Origin of the sequence: Pseudarthrobacter oxydans (genome assembly GCF_030812335.1) — a bacterium.
Classification (GTDB): Bacteria; Actinomycetota; Actinomycetes; order Actinomycetales; family Micrococcaceae; genus Arthrobacter; species Arthrobacter oxydans_B.
This window is the reverse complement of the sequence record NZ_JAUSSN010000001.1, coordinates 513,641-531,473: the sequence shown is the minus strand read 5'-3', so window position 1 is coordinate 531,473 and position 17,833 is coordinate 513,641. Positions and strand designations below refer to the sequence as shown.

The following is a 17,833-nucleotide window of genomic DNA, read 5'->3' as shown; positions in this document are numbered from 1 at the left end:
GTCGACTGCTCCACAGGTGCCCCTTTGAGGGTTCAAAACGGCAGCTGTGGAGCAGTCGATGGGGGTTATCCGAAGCGGCCGGAGACGTAGTCCTCGGTGGCCTTCTGGGTCGGGTTGCTGAACATGGTGTGGGTGTCACCGTATTCGATCAGCCGGCCCGGCTTGCCGGTGCCGGCGATGTTGAAGAACGCCGTCTTGTTCGACACCCGCGCGGCCTGCTGCATGTTGTGGGTCACGATCACCACGGTGTACTGGTCCTTGAGCTCGTTGATGAGGTCCTCAATGGCCAGCGTGGAGATCGGGTCCAGCGCGGAGCACGGCTCGTCCATCAGGATGACCTGCGGTTCCACGGCGATGGCCCGGGCGATGCAGAGCCGCTGCTGCTGGCCGCCGGACAGCCCGGAGCCGGGCTTGGCCAGCCGGTCCTTGACCTCGTTCCAGAGGTTGGCGCCCTGCAGGGAGCGTTCCACCAGCACGTCGGCCTCACCCTTGGACATCTTCTGGTTGTTGAGCTTCACGCCGGCCAGCACGTTGTCGCGGATGGACATCGTGGGGAACGGGTTGGGCCGCTGGAAGACCATGCCGATCTGCGAGCGGACGGTGACCGGGTCCACACCGGGGCCGTACAGGTTGTCGCCGTCGAGCAGCACCTCACCCTCGACCCGGGCGCCGGGGATCACTTCATGCATCCGGTTCAGGGTGCGCAGGAAGGTGGACTTGCCGCAGCCGGAGGGCCCGATGAAGGCCGTGACGGACTTGGCCTCGATGTTGATGTTGACGTCTTCGACGGCCAGGAATTTGCCGTAGTAGACGTTCAGGTCTTTGACGTCGATGCGCTTAGACATGATGTTCCTTCACTTGCTGGAGGTGCGGGCTGAAGATTTGGGGTCCCCGGGCCGGGCTAGCGGCCGGTTTTGGGGGCGAACATGCGCGCGATGAGGCGGGCGCCGAGGTTGAGCACCATCACGAGGATGATGAGCACCAGGGCGGCTCCCCAGGCGCGCTGCGAGGACGGATCCGGGTTCGACGGCGAGGTCGGGTTGAGGATCTGCGTGTAGATGAATGTGGGCAGGGAGGCCATCCAGCCGCTGAAGACGTTGTAGTTGATCGAGGTGGCGAAGCCCGCGGTGACCAGGATCGGGGCGGTTTCGCCGATCACCCGGGCGATCGCGAGGGTGACGCCCGAGGCGATGCCGGAGATCGCCGTCGGGATGACCACCTTGAGGATGGTCCGCCATTTGCGGACGCCCAGGGCGTACGCCGCCTCGCGGAGTTCGTTCGGGACGATCTTGAGCATTTCCTCGCTGGAGCGGACCACCACGGGGATCATCAGCACGGAGAGCGCGACGGCGGCGACGGCACCGGTCTTGGTGCCCGGTCCGACGACGGCGAAGAAGAACGCCGCCGCGAAGAGGCCGGCCACGATCGAGGGGATGCCGGTCATGACGTCCACGAAGAAGGTGATGGCGCGGGCCAGCGGGCGGTCATTGCCGTATTCCACGAGGTAGACGGCGGTGAGCAGGCCCACCGGCACCGAGATGATGGTCGCCAGCACCGTGATCAGCAGCGTGCCGATCAGGGCGTGGAAGATGCCGCCGACCACCGGGGCGCCTTCCTCGACGGTCTTGTTGTCGAAGGCGCCGGTGACGCCGTTCATCGAGGTGGTGAGGAAGCCGGGGTCCATGAGCCCCGGGAGGCCGTTGACCAGGACCGTCCAGATCACGGAGAACAGGGGCAGCAGCGCAATGAGGAACGCACCGACCACGAGGCAGGTGGCCAGTTTGTCCTTGGCGCGGCGGGAGCCTTCCACGGCGCCGCTCCAGCCGACGAGGCCGATGGCGAAGATGATTGCCGAGACGAGTCCCCAGCCGAGGGCGTTGAAGCCGATCAGGGCCAGGATCGCCGCACCGAGGACCAGCGCGATGCCGAGAACCAGGTAGGGGGCCCACTTCGGGAGTTGGCCCTTGGTGAGGGCCGAGCGCTTCTTGACGGGGGTCAGGGTGGCGGTCATTTAGTTGGCTCCCGAGAATTCTTTGTGCCGGCTGATGATCCAGCGCGCGATCATGTTCACGCCGAGGGTAATAACAAACAGGACCAGGCCGGCGGCAATCAGCGTGTTAACCTTCAGGCCGCTGGCCTCGGGGAAGTTCAGCGCGATTTCGGCGGCGATGGTCTGGTTGCCGGACTGGATAAGGCTAGCGGTCAGCGCGCCGGAGGAGAGCACGAGCGCGACGGCCATGGTCTCGCCGAGGGCACGGCCCAGGCCCAGCATCACGGCGCTGATGACTCCGGGGCGGCCGAACGGCAGCACGGCCATCCGGATCATTTCCCAGCGGGTGGCGCCGAGCGCCAGGGCGGCTTCCTCGTGCAACTTGGGGGTCTGCAGGAAGATTTCGCGGCTCAGCGACGTGATGATGGGCAGGATCATGACGGACAGCACGATTCCCGCGGTCAGGATGGTCTTGCCCGTGGCCGAGGCAGGGCCCTGGAAGATCGGCAGCCAGCCCATGTTGTTGGCCAGCCAGTTGTAGGCCGGTGAGATTTCCTTGGCCAGGAACGCGGCGCCCCAGGCGCCGTAGACCACGGAGGGGATGGCGGCCAGCAGGTCGATCACGTAGCCCAGTCCGGAGGCGAGCTTGCGCGGGGCGAAATGCGAGATGAACAGCGCGACGCCGATCGCGACCGGGGTCGCGATCACGAGGGCGATGACGGCCGCGATCAGGGTGCCAATGACGATCGGCCAGATGTAGGAGAAGAAGCCTTTGCCGCCCTGGATCTCGTCCGGGGAGGCCACAAGGGCGGGGAATGCCTGGATGAGGAGAAAGAGCGCTACTCCGAAGAGCACGGCCAGGATCAGGCACCCAGCGGCCAAGGTGGCTGCGGAAAAGACCTTGTCTCCGGCGCGGCCTGCGCCCCGGGACGTGGTCAGGGAGGTGGTGGTCACTTCACGATCCTTCAGATCTTTGTGTACTTCGGACAAACACGCTGGTTCCCTGCCCCGGTGTGGCCGTCGGTGACAGCCGGACCGGGACAGGGAACCAGTTGCAGGCTGGTGTTTCCACTATGCCTGCCAGCGCTAGGGATCCCTAGGACTTGACCTTGATGGACTCGATGGACTTGAGGGTCTTGTCCTGCAGGTCCTTGGACAGCGGCGCGGACTTGGCGGCATCGGCGGCTGCGGTCTGGCCGGCGTCGGAGACGACGTAGGCCTCGAAGGCCTTCACGAGGTCGACGGTCTTCTGGTCAGCGTAGGTGCTGCAGACGATGTGGAAGGAAACCAGCACGATCGGGTAGGCGCCTTCGATGGTGGTCGCACGGTCCAGCTTGATGGAGAGGTCGTTGGCGTTGCGGCCTTCGACCGGCTTGCCTGCGTCGACCGCCTTGGCGGCTGCCTCGGCGGAGATCTTCGTGTAGGACTCGCCCACCTTGATCAGCGCGACGCCCAGCTTGCCGCTCACGGCGGAGTCGTCCGCGTAGGTCACGGCGCCCGGGGTGTCGGTGACGGTCTTGACCACACCGGAGGTGCCCTTGGCGTTCTCGCCCTGGAGGGTTGCCGGCCAGACGCCGGCAGGCTTGTCGGTCCATGCCTCCGGGGCTGCGGCGGCCAGGTAGTCGGTGAAGTTGGACGTGGTGCCGGAGTCATCCGAGCGGTTCACCGGAGTGACCTTGAGGTCCGGGAGCGTGGCGTCCGGGTTCTGGGCGGCGATCGCGGGGTCATTCCAGGTGGCGATCTCGCCGCGGAAGATCTTGGCGACCGTGACGGCGTCGAGGTTCAGTTCCTTGATCTCGGGCAGGTTGAAGGCCACAGCGATCGGGGAGATGTAGACGGGGATGTTCAGGGCGCCGTCGGGGCCACACTGGGTGGTGGAGCTGGCGTACTCGTCGTCCTTGAGGTACGCGTCAGAGCCGCCGAACTGGGCGGATCCGTCCAGGAGCGCCTTGCGGCCTGCACCGGAACCATCCGGGGAGTACTGGACAGTGGCGCCCTGGTTCGCGGAGGCGAAGTTGGTCTTCCAAACGTCCATGGCGGCACCCTGCGCAGAGGAGCCGATGCCAGTCAGCGTGCCCGAAACCTGGGCGCCGGAAGCGGCGGGGGTGGCGGGAGCGGTCCCGGTTGCGTTGTCCGAGCCACAGGCGGTCAGCGCGAGAGCGCCGGCTGAGATGACAGCGATAGCCGCGTTGCGGCCGAAGCGGAGTGCCTTCACTTAGATGTACCCCTTCCAGGGATTTTCTGAATGCGTGCCGGGCCGGAGAAGACCGGGCAGGGATGCGTACGGTTTGTACCTTCATTGAATCTAGGTGTCCCAGATGAAGACAATGTCTGACCAAGATGAACGAAGGGTTAACGACGCCGGGACATTGGCTTACATCGGCCGGGCGCCGTTGCGTCAGGTACGTCACAGCCGTAGGGGTTTCCCGCTGACGGGTCCGGCGGCCCGGCGGCCCATAGACTGGAGCGCATGGCCCCCGCTATTGGACTTTCCGCAAGCGCCCGCTTCCTGCGCGGCCGGGTCCGCACGGGCCTGGTCCGCAGCCGGAATTCCCTGGTGCCGGCCATCCAGATGACCGGCTGCGCCGTCGGGGCCTACGCGTTTGCCGAGTACGTGCTCGGCCACAGCGGCCCGCTTTTTGCCGCCACGTCCTCCCTCATCTCCCTGGGCTTTTCCCGGGACCCGCGGCTGCGCCGCGTGATCGAGGTCGGTCTGGGCTGCACCATCGGCATTGTGGTCGGGGACCTGCTGCTCCACTGGCTGGGCGCCGGGATGTGGCAGGCCGCCGTCGTGCTGCTGTTTTCCATCCTGCTGGCCCGGTTCCTGGACAGCGGCACCATTTTCACCACGCAGCTGGGGCTGCAGTCCCTGCTGGTGGTGCTGCTGCCGGCGCCGGCCGGGGGGCCGTTCACGCGCAGTATTGACGCCATCGTGGGCGGCGTGTTTGCCCTGCTGGTGACGGTCCTGATCCCGAAGGACCCGCGCCGGGAACCCCGCAACGACGTCAAGAAGCTCCTGCACGAACTCGCCGAGGTCCTGCGCGAATGCGCCTCCGCGCTGAGCTACAGCGACTCCACCCAGGCATGGCACGCGCTGATCCGCGGGCGGAACTGCCAGCCCCTCATCGACGCGATGCGCCAGTCACTGCGCGCCTCCGGCGAGGTGGCCACGCTGGCTCCGGCCTACCGCCGGCACCGGGACGAGCTGGACCGGATGGAGCAGTCGCTGGACTACATCGACCTTGCCCTGCGCAACAGCCGCGTCTTTGCCCGCCGCCTGACCAGCGCGATCAACCATGCGGCGCTGTCCGACGAGGCCACCCAGAACATCGCCGATGTCCTGCGGGACACGGCCGACGCCGTCGACGAGCTCTCCCTGGGACTGGCGGAAGTGCACGACGGCGTCCGCCGCGCGCACCTGCGGACGGCCCGGACGGAGCTGCGCGAAATCGCCGGCCGGCTGCACCCGCGCCTGCTGGACGTGCAGCGGCTGGAGGGCGAAACGGTAGTGATGCTGTTCCGCCCGCTGATGGTGGACCTGCTGGAGGCGGCCGGCGTCGACTCCCGGGAAGCCCGGGACATCCTGCCGCCGCTGTAGCTGCCGCGGCGGGAGCGTTCTTGTCGCGTGCGCGGATAGGGTGGAGCGATGGCTACCAAGACTTCCCGGGCTACCAAGGCGCCGGGCTACAAATGCGCCGAGTGCGGCTGGACCACGGCAAAGTGGGTGGGCCGCTGCGGTGAGTGCCAGGCCTGGGGCAGCGTGGAGGAAACCGGCGGCGCCGTGGCGCGCACGACGGCGGCCACCACCGTGCTGGAGCCGGCCCGCCGGATCGCGGAGGTCGACGCCACCACCGCGGCGTTCCTGCCTACGGGCGTGGACGAACTGGACCGTGTGCTCGGCGGCGGGCTGGTCCCGGGCGCCGTGATCCTGCTGGCGGGCGAACCCGGGGTCGGCAAGTCCACCCTGCTGCTGGACGTCGCGGCCAAATTTGCCCGCACCGCGCAGGACGTCCTGTACATCACGGGCGAGGAATCCGCCGCGCAGGTCAAGCTCCGCGCGGACCGGATCGACGCCGTCGCCGAATCCCTGTACCTCTCCGCTGAAACGGACCTCGGCCAGGCCCTGGGCCAGGTGGAGAAGCTCGAACCGCGCCTGCTGATCGTGGACTCCGTGCAGACGCTGAGCAGCGCCGATGTCGAAGGCAGCGCAGGCGGCGTCTCGCAGGTCCGGGAGGTCGCCGCTTCCCTGATCGCCGCGGCCAAACGCCGCAACATGACCACCCTGCTGGTGGGGCACGTGACCAAGGACGGCTCCATCGCCGGCCCCCGGTTGCTTGAGCACCTGGTGGATGTGGTGTGCCAGTTCGAAGGCGAGCGCCACTCCCGGCTGCGGCTGCTGCGGGCGGTCAAGAACCGCTACGGCCCCACGGACGACGTCGGCTGCTTCGACCTGAACGAGGACGGGATTGTGGGCCTGGCCGATCCGAGCGGGCTGTTTGTCTCCCGGACCAAGGAGCCGGTCTCCGGCACCTGCATCACAGTGACTCTGGAGGGGCGCCGCCCGCTGCTGGCCGAGGTGCAGTCCCTGCTGGCCGAAAGTTCCAGCTCACAGCCGCGCCGGGCCACGAGCGGGCTGGACAGTTCCCGGGTGGCGATGCTGCTGGCCGTGCTCCAGCAGCGGGCCGGCTGCCTGCTGAACAAGGACGATTCCTACGTGGCAACCGTGGGCGGCGTGAAGCTCAGCGAGCCCGCCACGGACCTCGCCGTCGCCCTGGCCGTGGCCTCGGCGAAGGCCAGGAAACCCCTGCCGGAGCGGCTGATCGCCTTTGGCGAAGTGGGTCTGGCCGGCGAGGTCCGTCCCGTGCCCGGGATCAACCAGCGGATCCACGAAGCCCACCGGCTGGGGTTCACCCACGCCGTCGTGCCCGCGAGCCCGAACGGCCCGGGCCCGGTGCCGGCCGGCTTCTCCGTCCGGGAAGTCGGGCACCTGACCGAAGCGCTGAGCCTGTTGATCAGCTGATGCTGCCGCTGAGTCCGGGTCGGGGTCCGTTGTTTCAATCGGCTGCGGGCCTCTGCCCGACTGCGGGCGATCCGTCCCGCGAACCGGGCTGCCAGAAAGGCGACTTAGGACCCTAGCCCGCCCCCGGTGCCCGGCGGAAAATTGGGGGCAGGAACGGTCACGGGCGAAGGGATCAGGCCATGATGGGTTACTACGGCAACGGCTTCGGCTGGATGTGGCTCTGGGGTCTGCTGTTGCTGGTCGGGATCGCGGTGCTGGTGCTGCTCGCCGTCCGCCTCTTCACCGGCGGAACCAGCCGCGGCGGTCCGGCAAACTACGGACCCTACGGTGCCCCGCCCTACGGCCAGCCCGGGGGTCGCCCGGGCGGCCCCGGCTTCCCGGGCGGCAAGAGCCAGGCGCGCCTGATCCTCGATGAACGCTTCGCGCGGGGCGAGCTCACCGCGGAGCAGTACCGCGAGAATGTGAAAGTACTCGGCGAGGAGCCGTAATGCGGCCGATCAGCCGCCGCGACGCCCTGATTGCGGGCGGGCTGGGCACGGCGGCCACCGTGGCGGGCGCCGCCGGACTGTGGTGGTCCCTGACTTCCGCGCGGGAGCCGGCCGGCGTTGGCGGCGTCGTCGGGGGCGCGGCCCCCGTGCAGGGTGCCGAGCTGCGCGGTCCGGCCGAACTCCGCAGCACGGACGGCCGGCTGGAGCTCACGCTCGGCGCCGCCCCCGGACGGGTGGAACTCGGCGGCCGCCAGGCCCGTGCCCTCTGCTACAACGGCACCGTGCCGGGCCCCACCCTGCGCCTGCGGCCGGGTGATGAGCTCAACGTCAGGCTGGAGAACGGCCTCAATGAACCGACGAACCTGCACGTCCACGGCCTCCATGTGTCCCCGCAGACCGACGGGGACAACGTGTTCAGGGCGGTCCTGCCCGGACAGGGCTTTGACTACCGATACCGGCTGCCGCCGGATCACCCGCCGGGTGTGTACTGGTACCACCCGCATCACCACGGCATGGTCGCAGACCAGATCTTCGCCGGGCTCTTCGGAGCGATCATCGTTGAAGACCCCGACGCCATCCCGGTGAGCACGGAGCGGGTGCTGCTGGTCTCGGACACCACCCTGGACAGCGCTGGCAACATCGCGGCCGTGTCTCCGATGGAGCGCATGGCGGGCCGGGAGGGTGAGCTGCTCCTGCTCAACGGGCAGAGCAACCCGGTGCTCACGGCCCAGCCGGGCGCCCGGGAGCGGTGGCGGATCATCAACACCTGCGTGGCCCGCTATCTCCGGCTCCGGCTCGACGGCCAGCAGCTGCAGCTGCTCGGCATGGACTCGGGCCGGTCCCCCGAACCCGAAACCGTCGACGAACTCCTGCTGGCGCCGGGCAACCGGGCGGACCTGCTGGTGACCGCCACCGCCGGTGAAGCCGTGTTGCAGGCCCTCCCCTACGACCGCGGTGCCATGCCGGGGATGATGATGATGGGGCAGGGGCCGTTCCCGGTCAGCGGGGCGGGCGCCCTGGCGACCTTCCGGGTCAGCGGCGCCTCCGCAACCCCGCCCGGCGCCGTCACGTCCCGGACTGCCCAGGAGGACCTGAGGACTGCCGCCGTCGCCGCGCGCCGGCAGGTGGTTCTGTCGATGGGCGCGGGACAGGGAATGCGGGGCGGCGGGATGGCCGGCATGATGCGCTTCACCATCAACGGCCGTGAATACAGCGACGCCCGCACAGACACGACCGTCGCGGCCGGAACCGTGGAGGAATGGACGCTGGTCAACACCAGCCCCATGGACCACCCCTTCCATCTGCATGTATGGCCGATGCAGCTCATCAACGACAACGGCCGGGCAGCCGGTCCCGTGGTGATGCGGGACGTGGTGAACGTGCGCGCGAACGGCCGTGCCACTGTCAGGATCGCGTTCCGCGACTTCAGCGGCCGCTCGGTGTACCACTGCCACATCCTGGACCACGAGGACCTGGGCATGATGAGTGTGATCGAAGTCCGCTGAGCCGGGAAACCTCTTGTCATGCATACCCCCCGGGGGTATGGTGTAGCTGAATCCGAATTCGCGAGGAACGTCCCCTAGGAGCGCGCATCATGGAACACCGGCACAGCAGCCAGGCTGTCGGCGGCCAGCCAATGAGCCACCCGCAGGCGGAACACAGCGCCCACCAGCCCCACGGGGCAATGGGTATGCGCGGCCCCCGGCAGGACGACGAGCACATGGTCCACAGCCACGGCCAGCATGCCGGGCACAGCGTGGCGATGTTCAAGAACAGGTTCTGGGTGACCCTGGCCCTGGCTGTGCCCGTGGTCTTTTTCAGCCCCATGTTCGGGCACCTGCTCGGCTACCAGGCGCCGGTCTTTCCCGGCTCCGCCTGGATTCCGCCGGTGCTGGGAACTGTCATCTTCTTCTACGGCGGCCAGCCGTTCCTCAAGGGCGGCCTGAATGAGCTCAAAAGCCGCAAACCGGGGATGATGCTGCTGATCGCCATGGCCATCACCGTCGCCTTCACGGCTTCGTGGGTGACCACCCTGGGGATCGGGGGCTTCGACCTCGATTTCTGGTGGGAACTGGCCCTGCTGGTGGACATCATGCTCCTCGGGCACTGGATCGAAATGCGCGCCCTCGGCTCGGCCCAGGGCGCCCTGGACGCCCTCGCGGCGCTGCTGCCGGACGAGGCGGAACGCCTCACCGAGACCGGAACCGAAACCGTCAGGGTGTCCGAGCTCCGCAGCGGCGACGCCATCCTGGTTCGTTCCGGCGCCCGGATGCCGGCGGACGGAACCGTGATCGAGGGGCAGGCCGAATTCGACGAATCGATGATCACCGGCGAGTCCAAGACCGTCCTTCGCTCCCCCGGCGACCCCGTGGTCGCGGGAACCATCGCCACGGACAACAGCCTGCGCGTCCGGGTGACAGCCATCGGCGACGACACGGCCCTCGCCGGCATCCAGCGGCTCGTGGCCGAGGCCCAGGCCTCCTCCTCGCGGGCCCAGGCCCTCGCCGACCGCGCCGCCGCCTTCCTGTTCTACTTCGCCGCCGGGGCGGGCGTCATCACCTTTATCGCCTGGACCCTGCTGGGCAGCATGCCCGACGCCGTGGAACGCACCGTGACGGTGCTGGTGATCGCGTGCCCGCATGCCCTGGGCCTCGCCATCCCGCTGGTCATCGCGATCTCCACGGAACGGGCCGCCCGGGCAGGGGTGCTGATCAAGAACCGGATGGCCCTCGAGCGGATGCGGACGGTCGACGTCGTGCTGTTCGACAAAACAGGGACCCTGACCAAGGGCGAACCGGAGCTCAAGGACATTGCCGCCGCCGACGGGACCGACCGGGACGACGTGCTCGCACTGGCCGCTGCAGCGGAGTCCGACAGCGAGCACCCCCTGGCCCGCGCGATCGTGGCGGCCGCCCGCGAGCGCGGGCTCCCGCTCCCGCAGGCGGGCGGTTTCACCTCCCTGACCGGCCGCGGCGTCCGCGCCACGATTGACGGCAGGACGGTCCTGGTGGGCGGCCCGGCCCTGCTCCGGGAAGTGGGCGCGGAGGAACCCCCGGCGCTGGCCGCCGCCACGGCGGCCTGGCGGGACCGGGGCGCGGCGGTGCTCCACGTGGTGGACGGCAGCACGGTCCTGGGCGCCGTGAGCCTGGAGGACGCGGTGCGTCCGGAATCCCGTCAGGCGGTCGCAGCCCTGCAGCACCGCGGAATCAAGGTCGCCATGATCACCGGCGACGCCCGACAGGTGGCCCAGGCCGTGGCCGCCGAGCTGAATATCGACGAGGTCTTCGCCGAGGTCCTCCCGGCCGACAAGGACAAGAAAGTCGCCGAACTCCAGTCCCGCGGCCTCAGGGTGGCCATGGTGGGCGACGGCGTGAACGACTCCCCCGCCCTGGCCCGGGCCGAGGTGGGAATCGCGATCGGCGGCGGGACCGACGTCGCGGTGGAGTCCGCCGGAGTGGTGCTGGCCGGGAACGACCCCCGGGCGGTGCTGTCCATGGTCGACCTGTCCCGGGCCAGCTACCGGAAGATGTGGCAGAACCTCGTCTGGGCCACGGGCTACAACATCATTGCGGTGCCGCTGGCCGCCGGCGTCCTGGCCTTCGCCGGAGTGGTTCTCTCGCCGGCCGCCGGCGCGGTGCTGATGTCCGCCTCCACGATTGTGGTGGCCCTCAACGCCCAGCTGCTGCGGCGGCTGAAACTCAATCCGGCCAAGGTCGGCTGACCGGACGGTGGCCCCCATGCCGGAGACCAACCCCCGACGTCCGTCCTTCGGGCGGTCCTTCGCCCGCGCGGGTCCGCGGATGGACGCCCGCGGGGCCTCGGACCACCGCCGGCGCCTGGTGGAGGCCGCGCACGGCGCCGTCGTCGAAATCGGGGCGGGTTACGGGGCCACCTTCCCGTTCTACCCTGCCGAGGTGACGGGCGTGCTGGCGCTCGAACCGGACCCCACACTCCGGGAGCTGGCCCGGGCCGCCGCGGCCCGTGCGCCGGTGCCGGTCACCGTGGTGGACGGGGTGGCGGAGTCGCTGCCGGCGGCGGACGCCTCGGTCGACGTCGTGGTCTCCAGCCTGGTGCTGTGCAGCGTGGCGGACCAGTCTGTTGCCCTGGCGGAGGTGGTGCGGGTCCTGCGGCCGGGCGGCCTGCTGCTGTTCTATGAGCATGTCCGTTCGGAACACCGCGTACTGGCGGCCGCCGAAGACCTGGTCACGCCGCTGTGGAGCCGGGTGGCGGGCGGGTGTCATCCGAACCGGAACACCGCCGCTTCGATCGCCGGCGCCGGCCTGACGGTGCGGGCTCTGGAGCGCTTCGGCTTTTCGGCACTGCCCGGCAACCCGCGGCTGGCCCACGTGCTGGGTGTGGCCTGCAAACCCTGAGTGCCCGTGATTCCTTCCGTGTGTTCGCTGCAAGCCCCGCTGCGTTGACGCACGGGGAAAGAGCGATCGGGACCTCCGGTCCCATGATGGCGCATATCCTTGAACATCCCCGGTATCGCGATGTACTGGTTGATGTTCGTGGACTGGAAGGTCGCGAACTTCAGCGTGGATTGGCCGCCCTGCGGATTTCCGACCACTACGGTTTGGTTGGAGGAGTTGACGCCCGCCACAGCGTCAGGCGGAAAGTCGTTCACGGGGATGGTTCCGAAGGAAATGGGCAAACCGGAGGTTCGGTCGAACACCACCGGGCCCCGGGTACCCACGGACATTGACCGGGGCAGCGAATGGACCGGGCCACACCGGCAGCCGCTGGCCAACCAATGGAGCGCGGCGGGACTCAACCGGCTGCATTCGCGCTTGCTCGGCATCCCCGCGGAGCCGGAACCGGACGGCGGGGAGGTCCTGACTGTCCGGACCCGCATGGCCGCGGCGGACAAACGGTATGGCGTCCTGGTGGACTACTCGTGGAACAGCGACGGAGACAAGGTGGGCCTCCGGACGAGGGTTCATCCAGACGGGGACTGGACCAATGCCGGCTACGTCGTCGAGTGGGCGCGGATCGGACTCGAACTCGTGCTGGAGACCGAGGCCAAAACCGTGAGTTGGTTCGGCCTTGGGCCGCACCAGAGCTACCCCGATACCGGTCAGGGTACCAAGGCTCGCTGGTTCACGTTGCCGTTGGAGGGCATGGATGTTGACTACGTGCGACCGCAGGAGTCAGGGGCGCGTTCCGGTGTGCGCGCCGCTTCTGTAGCGCTCGACGCCGGGACGCTGGAAATTGCCGGCGCCCCCTTTCGCCCTGACGGTCAGGCCATACAGCTTGGACGTCCTGAACGCCGCGACCCATCGCACGGATCTGGTTGCGGACGGCCGCACCTACGTCTACATTGACCACGCGCGGGGACGTGGGGACGGCGGCGTGCGGACCCGGGGTCCTGGAGCCGTACCGGCTGAAGCCCCAGAACGCCGACTTTACTCTGGTGCTCCAAGTTCGCAGCTAGACCGCCACGGGCCAAGAGCACAGCGGTGAGGTCATGGGGTCAGGCTTCTCTCGTACGCGGGAGGCTGCAGCTGCGGACCCATCGACCTCGGAGGTACTGGCCCACCTGTGAAGTAATGCTTTCGCATGGTCAGTGTGCGGCCCGCGCCGAAATCCGCGAAGGTCGCGCAGGTCCTTGGGCGCGGCGGTAGATGAAGTATTCGGCCACCGCCAAGCTGAGTACCCATGATGCCCCGATCAGCAGCGCCCGGGTAAGCTCGTCGACGGGTCCTACCAGAAGGATCCAGGGAATGGTCACGACAACTATCGTTCCTTGAGCAATGCCAATGGCGTACGCCCGGGACATCCACTCACTGTGCCGGACGTATTCCCGGTGCCGTACGGCGATGAATCCCAGGACTATGAACACCACCATGGCGGACCCAAAGACCAGTCGAAGGACGAGAAGGAGCGGCCCGTCCAGGGGTGGGAGATCGTAGAAGACCGCCATCCACAGGCCGGACAGGGCAGCAAGCAGGCCGGTGGGGACGAGAATGCGTCCGGCTATGCGGTGCCAACTGGGTTTGCCGCGCTTGCCCCGTCGAAGCGAGGGCAAGAACTGGAACGCCCCGAGCAGGAGGTACACGGTGACAGCGGGTATGTGGATCAGTACGGGGATCGGCGAATCGAAGAACCGCGCGTTATCCTCCGTTATCTCACCTCCTGTCAGGTCCGTCAGACGCGCTGCCCCGGCGACTACCGGGACGAGGCTGAGGAGTATCAGGGCGGCCGGTACGAGCCACCGGGTTCGGCGCATTGGCGGGGAGGGGAAAACGGTCGCGGGTGTCATGATTTCACTCTCTGGCAAGCGATACGCGAGTTGAGCCGGGACCGTGTGCCGCGCCCACTGCGCCAGCGGGAGCCGCGTCATGAGAATCTGCTTCAGCGTCCCGGCGCTTAGGGCACGGACGGTTTTCCGGGTTCCGCGGCCTAGAGCGGAGCGGGTTTCGTCGGTGTGGTGGCGGAGGTGGTTTCGGCCGATTTGGCGGCTGGCAGGCTCTTGGCATGATCGGGAAGTACCAGGATGCAGATGCCGAGGGCCGCCACCCACAGTCCCCAGCTTGTGCTGCCGAGGAGGCCTGCTAGATCCCAGACGGGAAATCCAGGGATGGCAGTGGCGAGGACGTCACCCTGGTTGAGCAGATAGAGAGCACTGGCGACCAGGCCGGTGGCTCCGAGCCACCGCGGCAGGATCCGGCGGCGCAGGATGATCGCGCTGAGGCTTACCGACCAGGCGATGACGAGCAGCTGTCCCAGATGTTCTCCCAGCAGCGCCCCGCCGAACTGATGCTGAGCAGTCCAGGCGGCCGCTACCGCGGTTTGAGTCGCGGGGTCACCGGCGGTGTAGGAACTGGCCAGTTGTGGGACGACGAACACCCACCGCAAGAACCCGATGAGCGACAGGAGGACGGAGGCGGCGCCTGCATAGGTGGCAACCCGCATGACCGGATCCTGCCGGAGACCCAGGACGGCGGGAAGCAGCAGGACCGGTACGGCAAGGAGCCCGTAGGTCCAGGCGGTCGCGAACCAGGTCCAGACCAGGCCCGCGCCTCCGGCGGCAAAAGCCGGCAGCACCACACTTGCTGGTTCCCGTAGGATATCCGGCCAGTCAAAAGTGGCAGAAAGCGTAGTCGCCGCCGCGGCGAAGGCGACGGCGCTGAGCGTAAAGAGCCCCCCGGTTACCCGTTTGAGGCTGCTATTCGTCGGAGTTGATGACATGGCGCGCCGCACTTTCCGGGGAGTTGTACGCTGTGCAAACCCTGTGCTTCGTGCGGAAATATGTCAATAGCGGACATCAAAGGCAGCCGTCACAGCGGCGAAAGCCGTAACCCGGGAGCCCGCGGACAGTTCCGGCGGAATGAGCCATGCAGCCCTCCCGGAAAAACTTCGCAGACGGTTAGGTGTGTCGGGGGCCGATGCCGCGACGATGCAATCTCGCGAGGCCGTCAAGGACCAGATCCAGTCCGAACTCGAACTCCCGGCCGTAGTCGTAGCCGGGCTTCATGACATGTTCGATGGAGAACTCGGTGAGGTAGGGGTAGTCCTTCGGGGAGGACTGATCCATCATTTTCCCGGCAACTTCGATGACCGTCTCGGGGCCGTTGATGGGCAGGGTGGCTTCGGAAAGTGCGAAGCCGTACACGTAGGCATCTATCAGGGCGAAAGCATGGGCCGTCATTTCCACCGAAAATCCTGCTTCGCGCAGGGTGCCGATGACGGCGTCGTGGTGCTTCAGTGTCGCCGGTCCGGGGCTTGTGCGTGTCTGCACGAGGCCGATCGCCCAGGGATGACGGCGCATCGCAGCACGGGCCGAGGCGGCCCGCCGCCGCATCCCGGGCTGCCACTCGCCGCCGATCGCCGGCAGCTCGATCTCACTGAAGACGATGTCGACAATGCCGTCAAGGACCTCATCCTTGTTGGCGACATGGTGGTAGATCGACATTGGCTTGACCTCGAGCGCGTCGGCCAGTGAGCGCATCGTCAAGGCGCCAATGCCGCCGCCGTCGGCGACGGCAACAGCGCTGCGCAACACCAGGCTCCGGCTGAGCCGGGGACGGCCGGGGTTCGCTCCTGCAGGCATCCAGACTCCCTAATTTTTGTTGAGCCTATAGCTCTTTCGTACTAAGTACGATACATTGACCTTACTTAGTAAGGCAAGCTGATTGGAAGGAACCAGCATGACAAACCTTAGGAGCGCGGGGGCCGCGCAGAAGCAAGGAACCGTCGACACGATGGAGGCCATCGTGCAGGACCAGTACGGCACAGTCGAGGCCCTTCGTCACGACCGGACCGCCCGTCCGGAGATCGCTGAGAATGAAGTACTGGTCCGCGTGCACGCCGCCGGCCTGGACCGCGGAACGTGGCACATGATGACGGGCCGCCCGTACCTCCTGCGCATTCTCGGGTTCGGATTCCGGGGGCCGAAGAACCCGGTTCCCGGGATCGATGTCGCCGGCACGGTCGTCGCCGTCGGTTCCGCCGTGTCCCGGTTCGCCGTCGGGGACGCGGTGTACGGGATGTCCCGAGGATCATTCGCCGAGTACGCCGCGGTGCTGGAGGACAAGCTGGCCCACAAGCTGTCAAACCTGTCATTCGAACAGGCAGCAGTGGTCCCGATCTCGGCCGGCACCGCCCTTCAGGCCCTCGACGCCGGGCGGGTGGAACGCGGGCAGAAGGTCCTGATCCTGGGCGCCTCAGGCGGCGTCGGCACCTACGCCGTCCAGCTGGCCAGGTCCCTCGGTGCGGAAGTCACCGGCGTGAGCAGCGCAGGGAAGACCGATTTGGTGCTTTCCCTCGGAGCCGAGCGCGCACTTGACTACACGCAGGATGACTTCGCCGACGGAACGCGTCTCTTCGACCTGATCCTCGACATCGGAGGGAACCCGCCGCTGTCACGTCTGCGCCGCGCCCTCACGCCGACCGGGACGGCCGTCATCGTCGGAGGCGAGGAAGGCGGCAGCTGGACGGGAGGCTTCGGACGGAGCCTGCGGGCACCGTTGTTTTCCATGTTCGCGCGGCAGCGCCTGACCATGCTCGCTTCCAAGGAACGCGCCAGCGACCTCGAACGGCTCACTTCTCTCATCGAGGCGGGTGAGGTGAAGCCAAGTGTCGACAGGGAGTACGCCCTTGCAGAGGTTCCGGACGCCATGCGGCGTCTCGAAGCGGGAGACGTTCGGGGCAAGATTGCCATCACCGTTGCCGGATAAGGATGTAGATCATGAGCCAGCGAACCCCGCCGCAACACTCGCAAGTTACACCAACACGGTCAGCCCACACGAAACGAGCAGGATCATGCAGCACGGGCACAGCAAGCCGATGACCGGCAAGACGGTGGTCGTTACCGGCGCCACCGGTGGCATCGGCAGGGCAACCGCCCACGGCCTGGCCATGATGGGGGCCCATGTCATCGTCATCGGCCGCGATCCCAAACGCACGGACGAAACTGCCAAAGAGATCCGCGCAGCAGGAAGCGGCAAGGTGGACGCCTTCTTCGCCGATCTGTCCTCCCAAACCCAATTACGGTCGCTGGCCGACGAGCTGCTCACCGCCTTCCCGCGCATTGATGTCCTGATCAACAACGCCGGAGGATACTGGAACACCCGACACACCACAGCCGACGGACTCGAGCACACATTCGCCCTGAACCACCTCGCACCGTTCCTGCTCACCAACCTGCTCTTGAAGCGGCTGCAGCTGAGCGGTCCGGCAAGGGTGGTCACCGTGTCCTCCAACGCACAAGCCATGGGCCGCATCAACTTCAACGACCTCCAGGGCGAGCACGCCTATTCCGGCGCCCGGGCCTACAACCAGTCCAAACTCGCGAACCTGTTGTTCACGTACGAACTGGACCGAAGGCTTCACGGCACCGACGTCACAGCGAATGCCCTGCATCCAGGGATGGTGAGCACTGGTTTTGGCGCCGAAGACCCGGGCCGTGCCCAGCGGCTGCTCGTCCCGATACTGCGCCCCTTCATGCTGACAACAGCCCAAGGTGCCGCAACGTCGATCCACATCGCCTCCGCCCCCGACCTCGCACAGGTAAGCGGCCGCTTCTTCGCCAAACGCACTCCCCGCCGTTCCTCCGCCGCCAGCTACGACGCGGCCACCGCCGCAAAGCTATGGAACGTCAGCGCCGAAATGACGGGCCTGACCCCTACAGGCTAGCCAGGAAACCCTGAGCGACCGCCATCGTGACGTTCCCGCCCGGTTACTTCAGCACGCCGGAACTCAGCAGCGCGGATTTCCGCGGTTTTCCACGGCCGAGGGGGCGTCGCAGGGCAGGTAACTGGGCGGGAGCGTTGGGGTCACCGGCCGCGTTCCCGCCCGGGCATGCAAAAGGGGCGCCTGCCGCGATGGCAGACG

The 17,833-nt window shown here is 67.6% G+C and carries 16 protein-coding genes; 9 read left to right on the top strand and 7 right to left on the bottom strand.

Annotated elements, in window-relative coordinates; all coding sequences use genetic code 11:
• Positions 1–65 precede the first annotated feature (65 nt).
• The 4 genes from pstB to pstS form a co-directional block, all read right to left on the bottom strand.
• Entirely contained in the window at positions 66–845 is a 780-nt protein-coding gene (pstB, locus tag J2W14_RS02525; protein WP_307457891.1) for a phosphate ABC transporter ATP-binding protein PstB, read from the bottom strand.
• Positions 846–901: 56 nt separating this feature from the next.
• Positions 902–2,011 carry a phosphate ABC transporter permease PstA gene (pstA, locus tag J2W14_RS02520; RefSeq protein ID WP_307457890.1) on the bottom strand — a complete coding sequence of 370 codons (1,110 nt, stop codon included), beginning with the start codon at positions 2,009–2,011 and terminating at the stop codon, positions 902–904.
• Positions 2,012–2,944, bottom strand: a complete 933-nt coding sequence (pstC, locus tag J2W14_RS02515; protein WP_307457888.1) for a phosphate ABC transporter permease subunit PstC — start codon at positions 2,942–2,944, stop codon at positions 2,012–2,014.
• A gap of 142 nt (positions 2,945–3,086) precedes the next feature.
• Complete coding sequence (gene pstS, locus J2W14_RS02510) at positions 3,087–4,205, bottom strand: phosphate ABC transporter substrate-binding protein PstS (RefSeq protein ID WP_307457886.1); 1,119 nt, start codon at positions 4,203–4,205, stop codon at positions 3,087–3,089.
• Positions 4,206–4,460: 255 nt separating this feature from the next.
• On the opposite strand from pstS, the gene J2W14_RS02505 reads away from it, so the two are divergent.
• The 7 genes from J2W14_RS02505 to J2W14_RS02475 all read left to right on the top strand — a co-directional run bounded on the left by J2W14_RS02505 (position 4,461) and on the right by J2W14_RS02475 (position 12,822).
• On the top strand, positions 4,461–5,588 hold the full coding sequence (locus J2W14_RS02505; RefSeq protein ID WP_307457885.1) for an FUSC family protein: 1,128 nt from the start codon (positions 4,461–4,463) through the stop codon (positions 5,586–5,588).
• A 48-nt stretch (positions 5,589–5,636) separates the two neighbouring features.
• Positions 5,637–7,010 (top strand): DNA repair protein RadA, encoded by a 1,374-nt coding sequence (gene radA / locus J2W14_RS02500; RefSeq protein WP_307457884.1) that lies wholly within the window; start codon positions 5,637–5,639, stop codon positions 7,008–7,010.
• Positions 7,011–7,189: 179 nt separating this feature from the next.
• Entirely contained in the window at positions 7,190–7,498 is a 309-nt protein-coding gene (locus J2W14_RS02495; RefSeq protein ID WP_307457882.1) for an SHOCT domain-containing protein, read from the top strand.
• The gene (locus tag J2W14_RS02490; RefSeq protein ID WP_307457880.1) at positions 7,498–9,003 is read left to right on the top strand and encodes a multicopper oxidase family protein; all 1,506 of its coding nucleotides are present in this window, start codon (positions 7,498–7,500) and stop codon (positions 9,001–9,003) included. The genes J2W14_RS02495 and J2W14_RS02490 overlap by 1 nt, the downstream gene beginning before the upstream one ends.
• A gap of 89 nt (positions 9,004–9,092) precedes the next feature.
• Positions 9,093–11,219: a heavy metal translocating P-type ATPase gene (locus tag J2W14_RS02485; protein WP_307457878.1), complete on the top strand. Its 2,127-nt coding sequence runs from the start codon at positions 9,093–9,095 to the stop codon at positions 11,217–11,219.
• 16 nt (positions 11,220–11,235) lie between these two features.
• Positions 11,236–11,871 carry a class I SAM-dependent methyltransferase gene (locus J2W14_RS02480; RefSeq protein ID WP_307457876.1) on the top strand — a complete coding sequence of 212 codons (636 nt, stop codon included), beginning with the start codon at positions 11,236–11,238 and terminating at the stop codon, positions 11,869–11,871.
• A gap of 99 nt (positions 11,872–11,970) precedes the next feature.
• Positions 11,971–12,822, top strand: coding sequence for a hypothetical protein (locus J2W14_RS02475; RefSeq protein WP_307457874.1), 852 nt, complete (start codon positions 11,971–11,973; stop codon positions 12,820–12,822).
• 239 nt (positions 12,823–13,061) lie between these two features.
• Here J2W14_RS02475 and J2W14_RS02470 read toward each other — a convergent pair whose 3' ends face one another.
• The 3 genes from J2W14_RS02470 to J2W14_RS02460 all read right to left on the bottom strand — a co-directional run bounded on the left by J2W14_RS02470 (position 13,062) and on the right by J2W14_RS02460 (position 15,551).
• A complete protein-coding gene (locus tag J2W14_RS02470; protein WP_307457873.1) occupies positions 13,062–13,760 on the bottom strand; it encodes a DUF2306 domain-containing protein in 699 nt (232 codons plus the stop codon).
• A gap of 140 nt (positions 13,761–13,900) precedes the next feature.
• The gene (locus J2W14_RS02465) at positions 13,901–14,689 is read right to left on the bottom strand and encodes a DUF4386 domain-containing protein (protein WP_307457871.1); all 789 of its coding nucleotides are present in this window, start codon (positions 14,687–14,689) and stop codon (positions 13,901–13,903) included.
• Positions 14,690–14,867: 178 nt separating this feature from the next.
• On the bottom strand, positions 14,868–15,551 hold the full coding sequence (locus J2W14_RS02460; protein ID WP_307457869.1) for a TetR/AcrR family transcriptional regulator: 684 nt from the start codon (positions 15,549–15,551) through the stop codon (positions 14,868–14,870).
• 97 nt (positions 15,552–15,648) lie between these two features.
• Between J2W14_RS02460 and J2W14_RS02455 the strand changes: the two genes are divergently transcribed.
• Together J2W14_RS02455 and J2W14_RS02450 are read left to right on the top strand one after the other, a co-directional pair.
• Complete coding sequence (locus J2W14_RS02455; protein WP_307457866.1) at positions 15,649–16,677, top strand: NAD(P)-dependent alcohol dehydrogenase; 1,029 nt, start codon at positions 15,649–15,651, stop codon at positions 16,675–16,677.
• 85 nt (positions 16,678–16,762) lie between these two features.
• Complete coding sequence (locus J2W14_RS02450; RefSeq protein ID WP_307457863.1) at positions 16,763–17,635, top strand: SDR family oxidoreductase; 873 nt, start codon at positions 16,763–16,765, stop codon at positions 17,633–17,635.
• Positions 17,636–17,833: the final 198 nt, after the last annotated feature.

Bases quoted from the DNA above. Each gene is read 5' to 3' on its own strand.
- J2W14_RS02450 (WP_307457863.1), top strand. From the start codon at position 16,763: ATGCAGCACGGGCACAGCAAGCCGATGACCGGCAAGACGGTGGTCGTT.
- J2W14_RS02460 (WP_307457869.1), bottom strand. From the start codon at position 15,551: ATGCCTGCAGGAGCGAACCCCGGCCGTCCCCGGCTCAGCCGGAGCCTG.
- J2W14_RS02455 (WP_307457866.1), top strand. From the start codon at position 15,649: ATGACAAACCTTAGGAGCGCGGGGGCCGCGCAGAAGCAAGGAACCGTC.
- J2W14_RS02505 (WP_307457885.1), top strand. From the start codon at position 4,461: ATGGCCCCCGCTATTGGACTTTCCGCAAGCGCCCGCTTCCTGCGCGGC.
- J2W14_RS02465 (WP_307457871.1), bottom strand. From the start codon at position 14,689: ATGTCATCAACTCCGACGAATAGCAGCCTCAAACGGGTAACCGGGGGG.
- J2W14_RS02470 (WP_307457873.1), bottom strand. From the start codon at position 13,760: ATGACACCCGCGACCGTTTTCCCCTCCCCGCCAATGCGCCGAACCCGG.
- J2W14_RS02495 (WP_307457882.1), top strand. From the start codon at position 7,190: ATGATGGGTTACTACGGCAACGGCTTCGGCTGGATGTGGCTCTGGGGT.
- pstA (WP_307457890.1), bottom strand. From the start codon at position 2,011: ATGACCGCCACCCTGACCCCCGTCAAGAAGCGCTCGGCCCTCACCAAG.
- pstB (WP_307457891.1), bottom strand. From the start codon at position 845: ATGTCTAAGCGCATCGACGTCAAAGACCTGAACGTCTACTACGGCAAA.
- J2W14_RS02490 (WP_307457880.1), top strand. From the start codon at position 7,498: ATGCGGCCGATCAGCCGCCGCGACGCCCTGATTGCGGGCGGGCTGGGC.
- J2W14_RS02485 (WP_307457878.1), top strand. From the start codon at position 9,093: ATGGAACACCGGCACAGCAGCCAGGCTGTCGGCGGCCAGCCAATGAGC.
- J2W14_RS02480 (WP_307457876.1), top strand. From the start codon at position 11,236: ATGCCGGAGACCAACCCCCGACGTCCGTCCTTCGGGCGGTCCTTCGCC.
- radA (WP_307457884.1), top strand. From the start codon at position 5,637: ATGGCTACCAAGACTTCCCGGGCTACCAAGGCGCCGGGCTACAAATGC.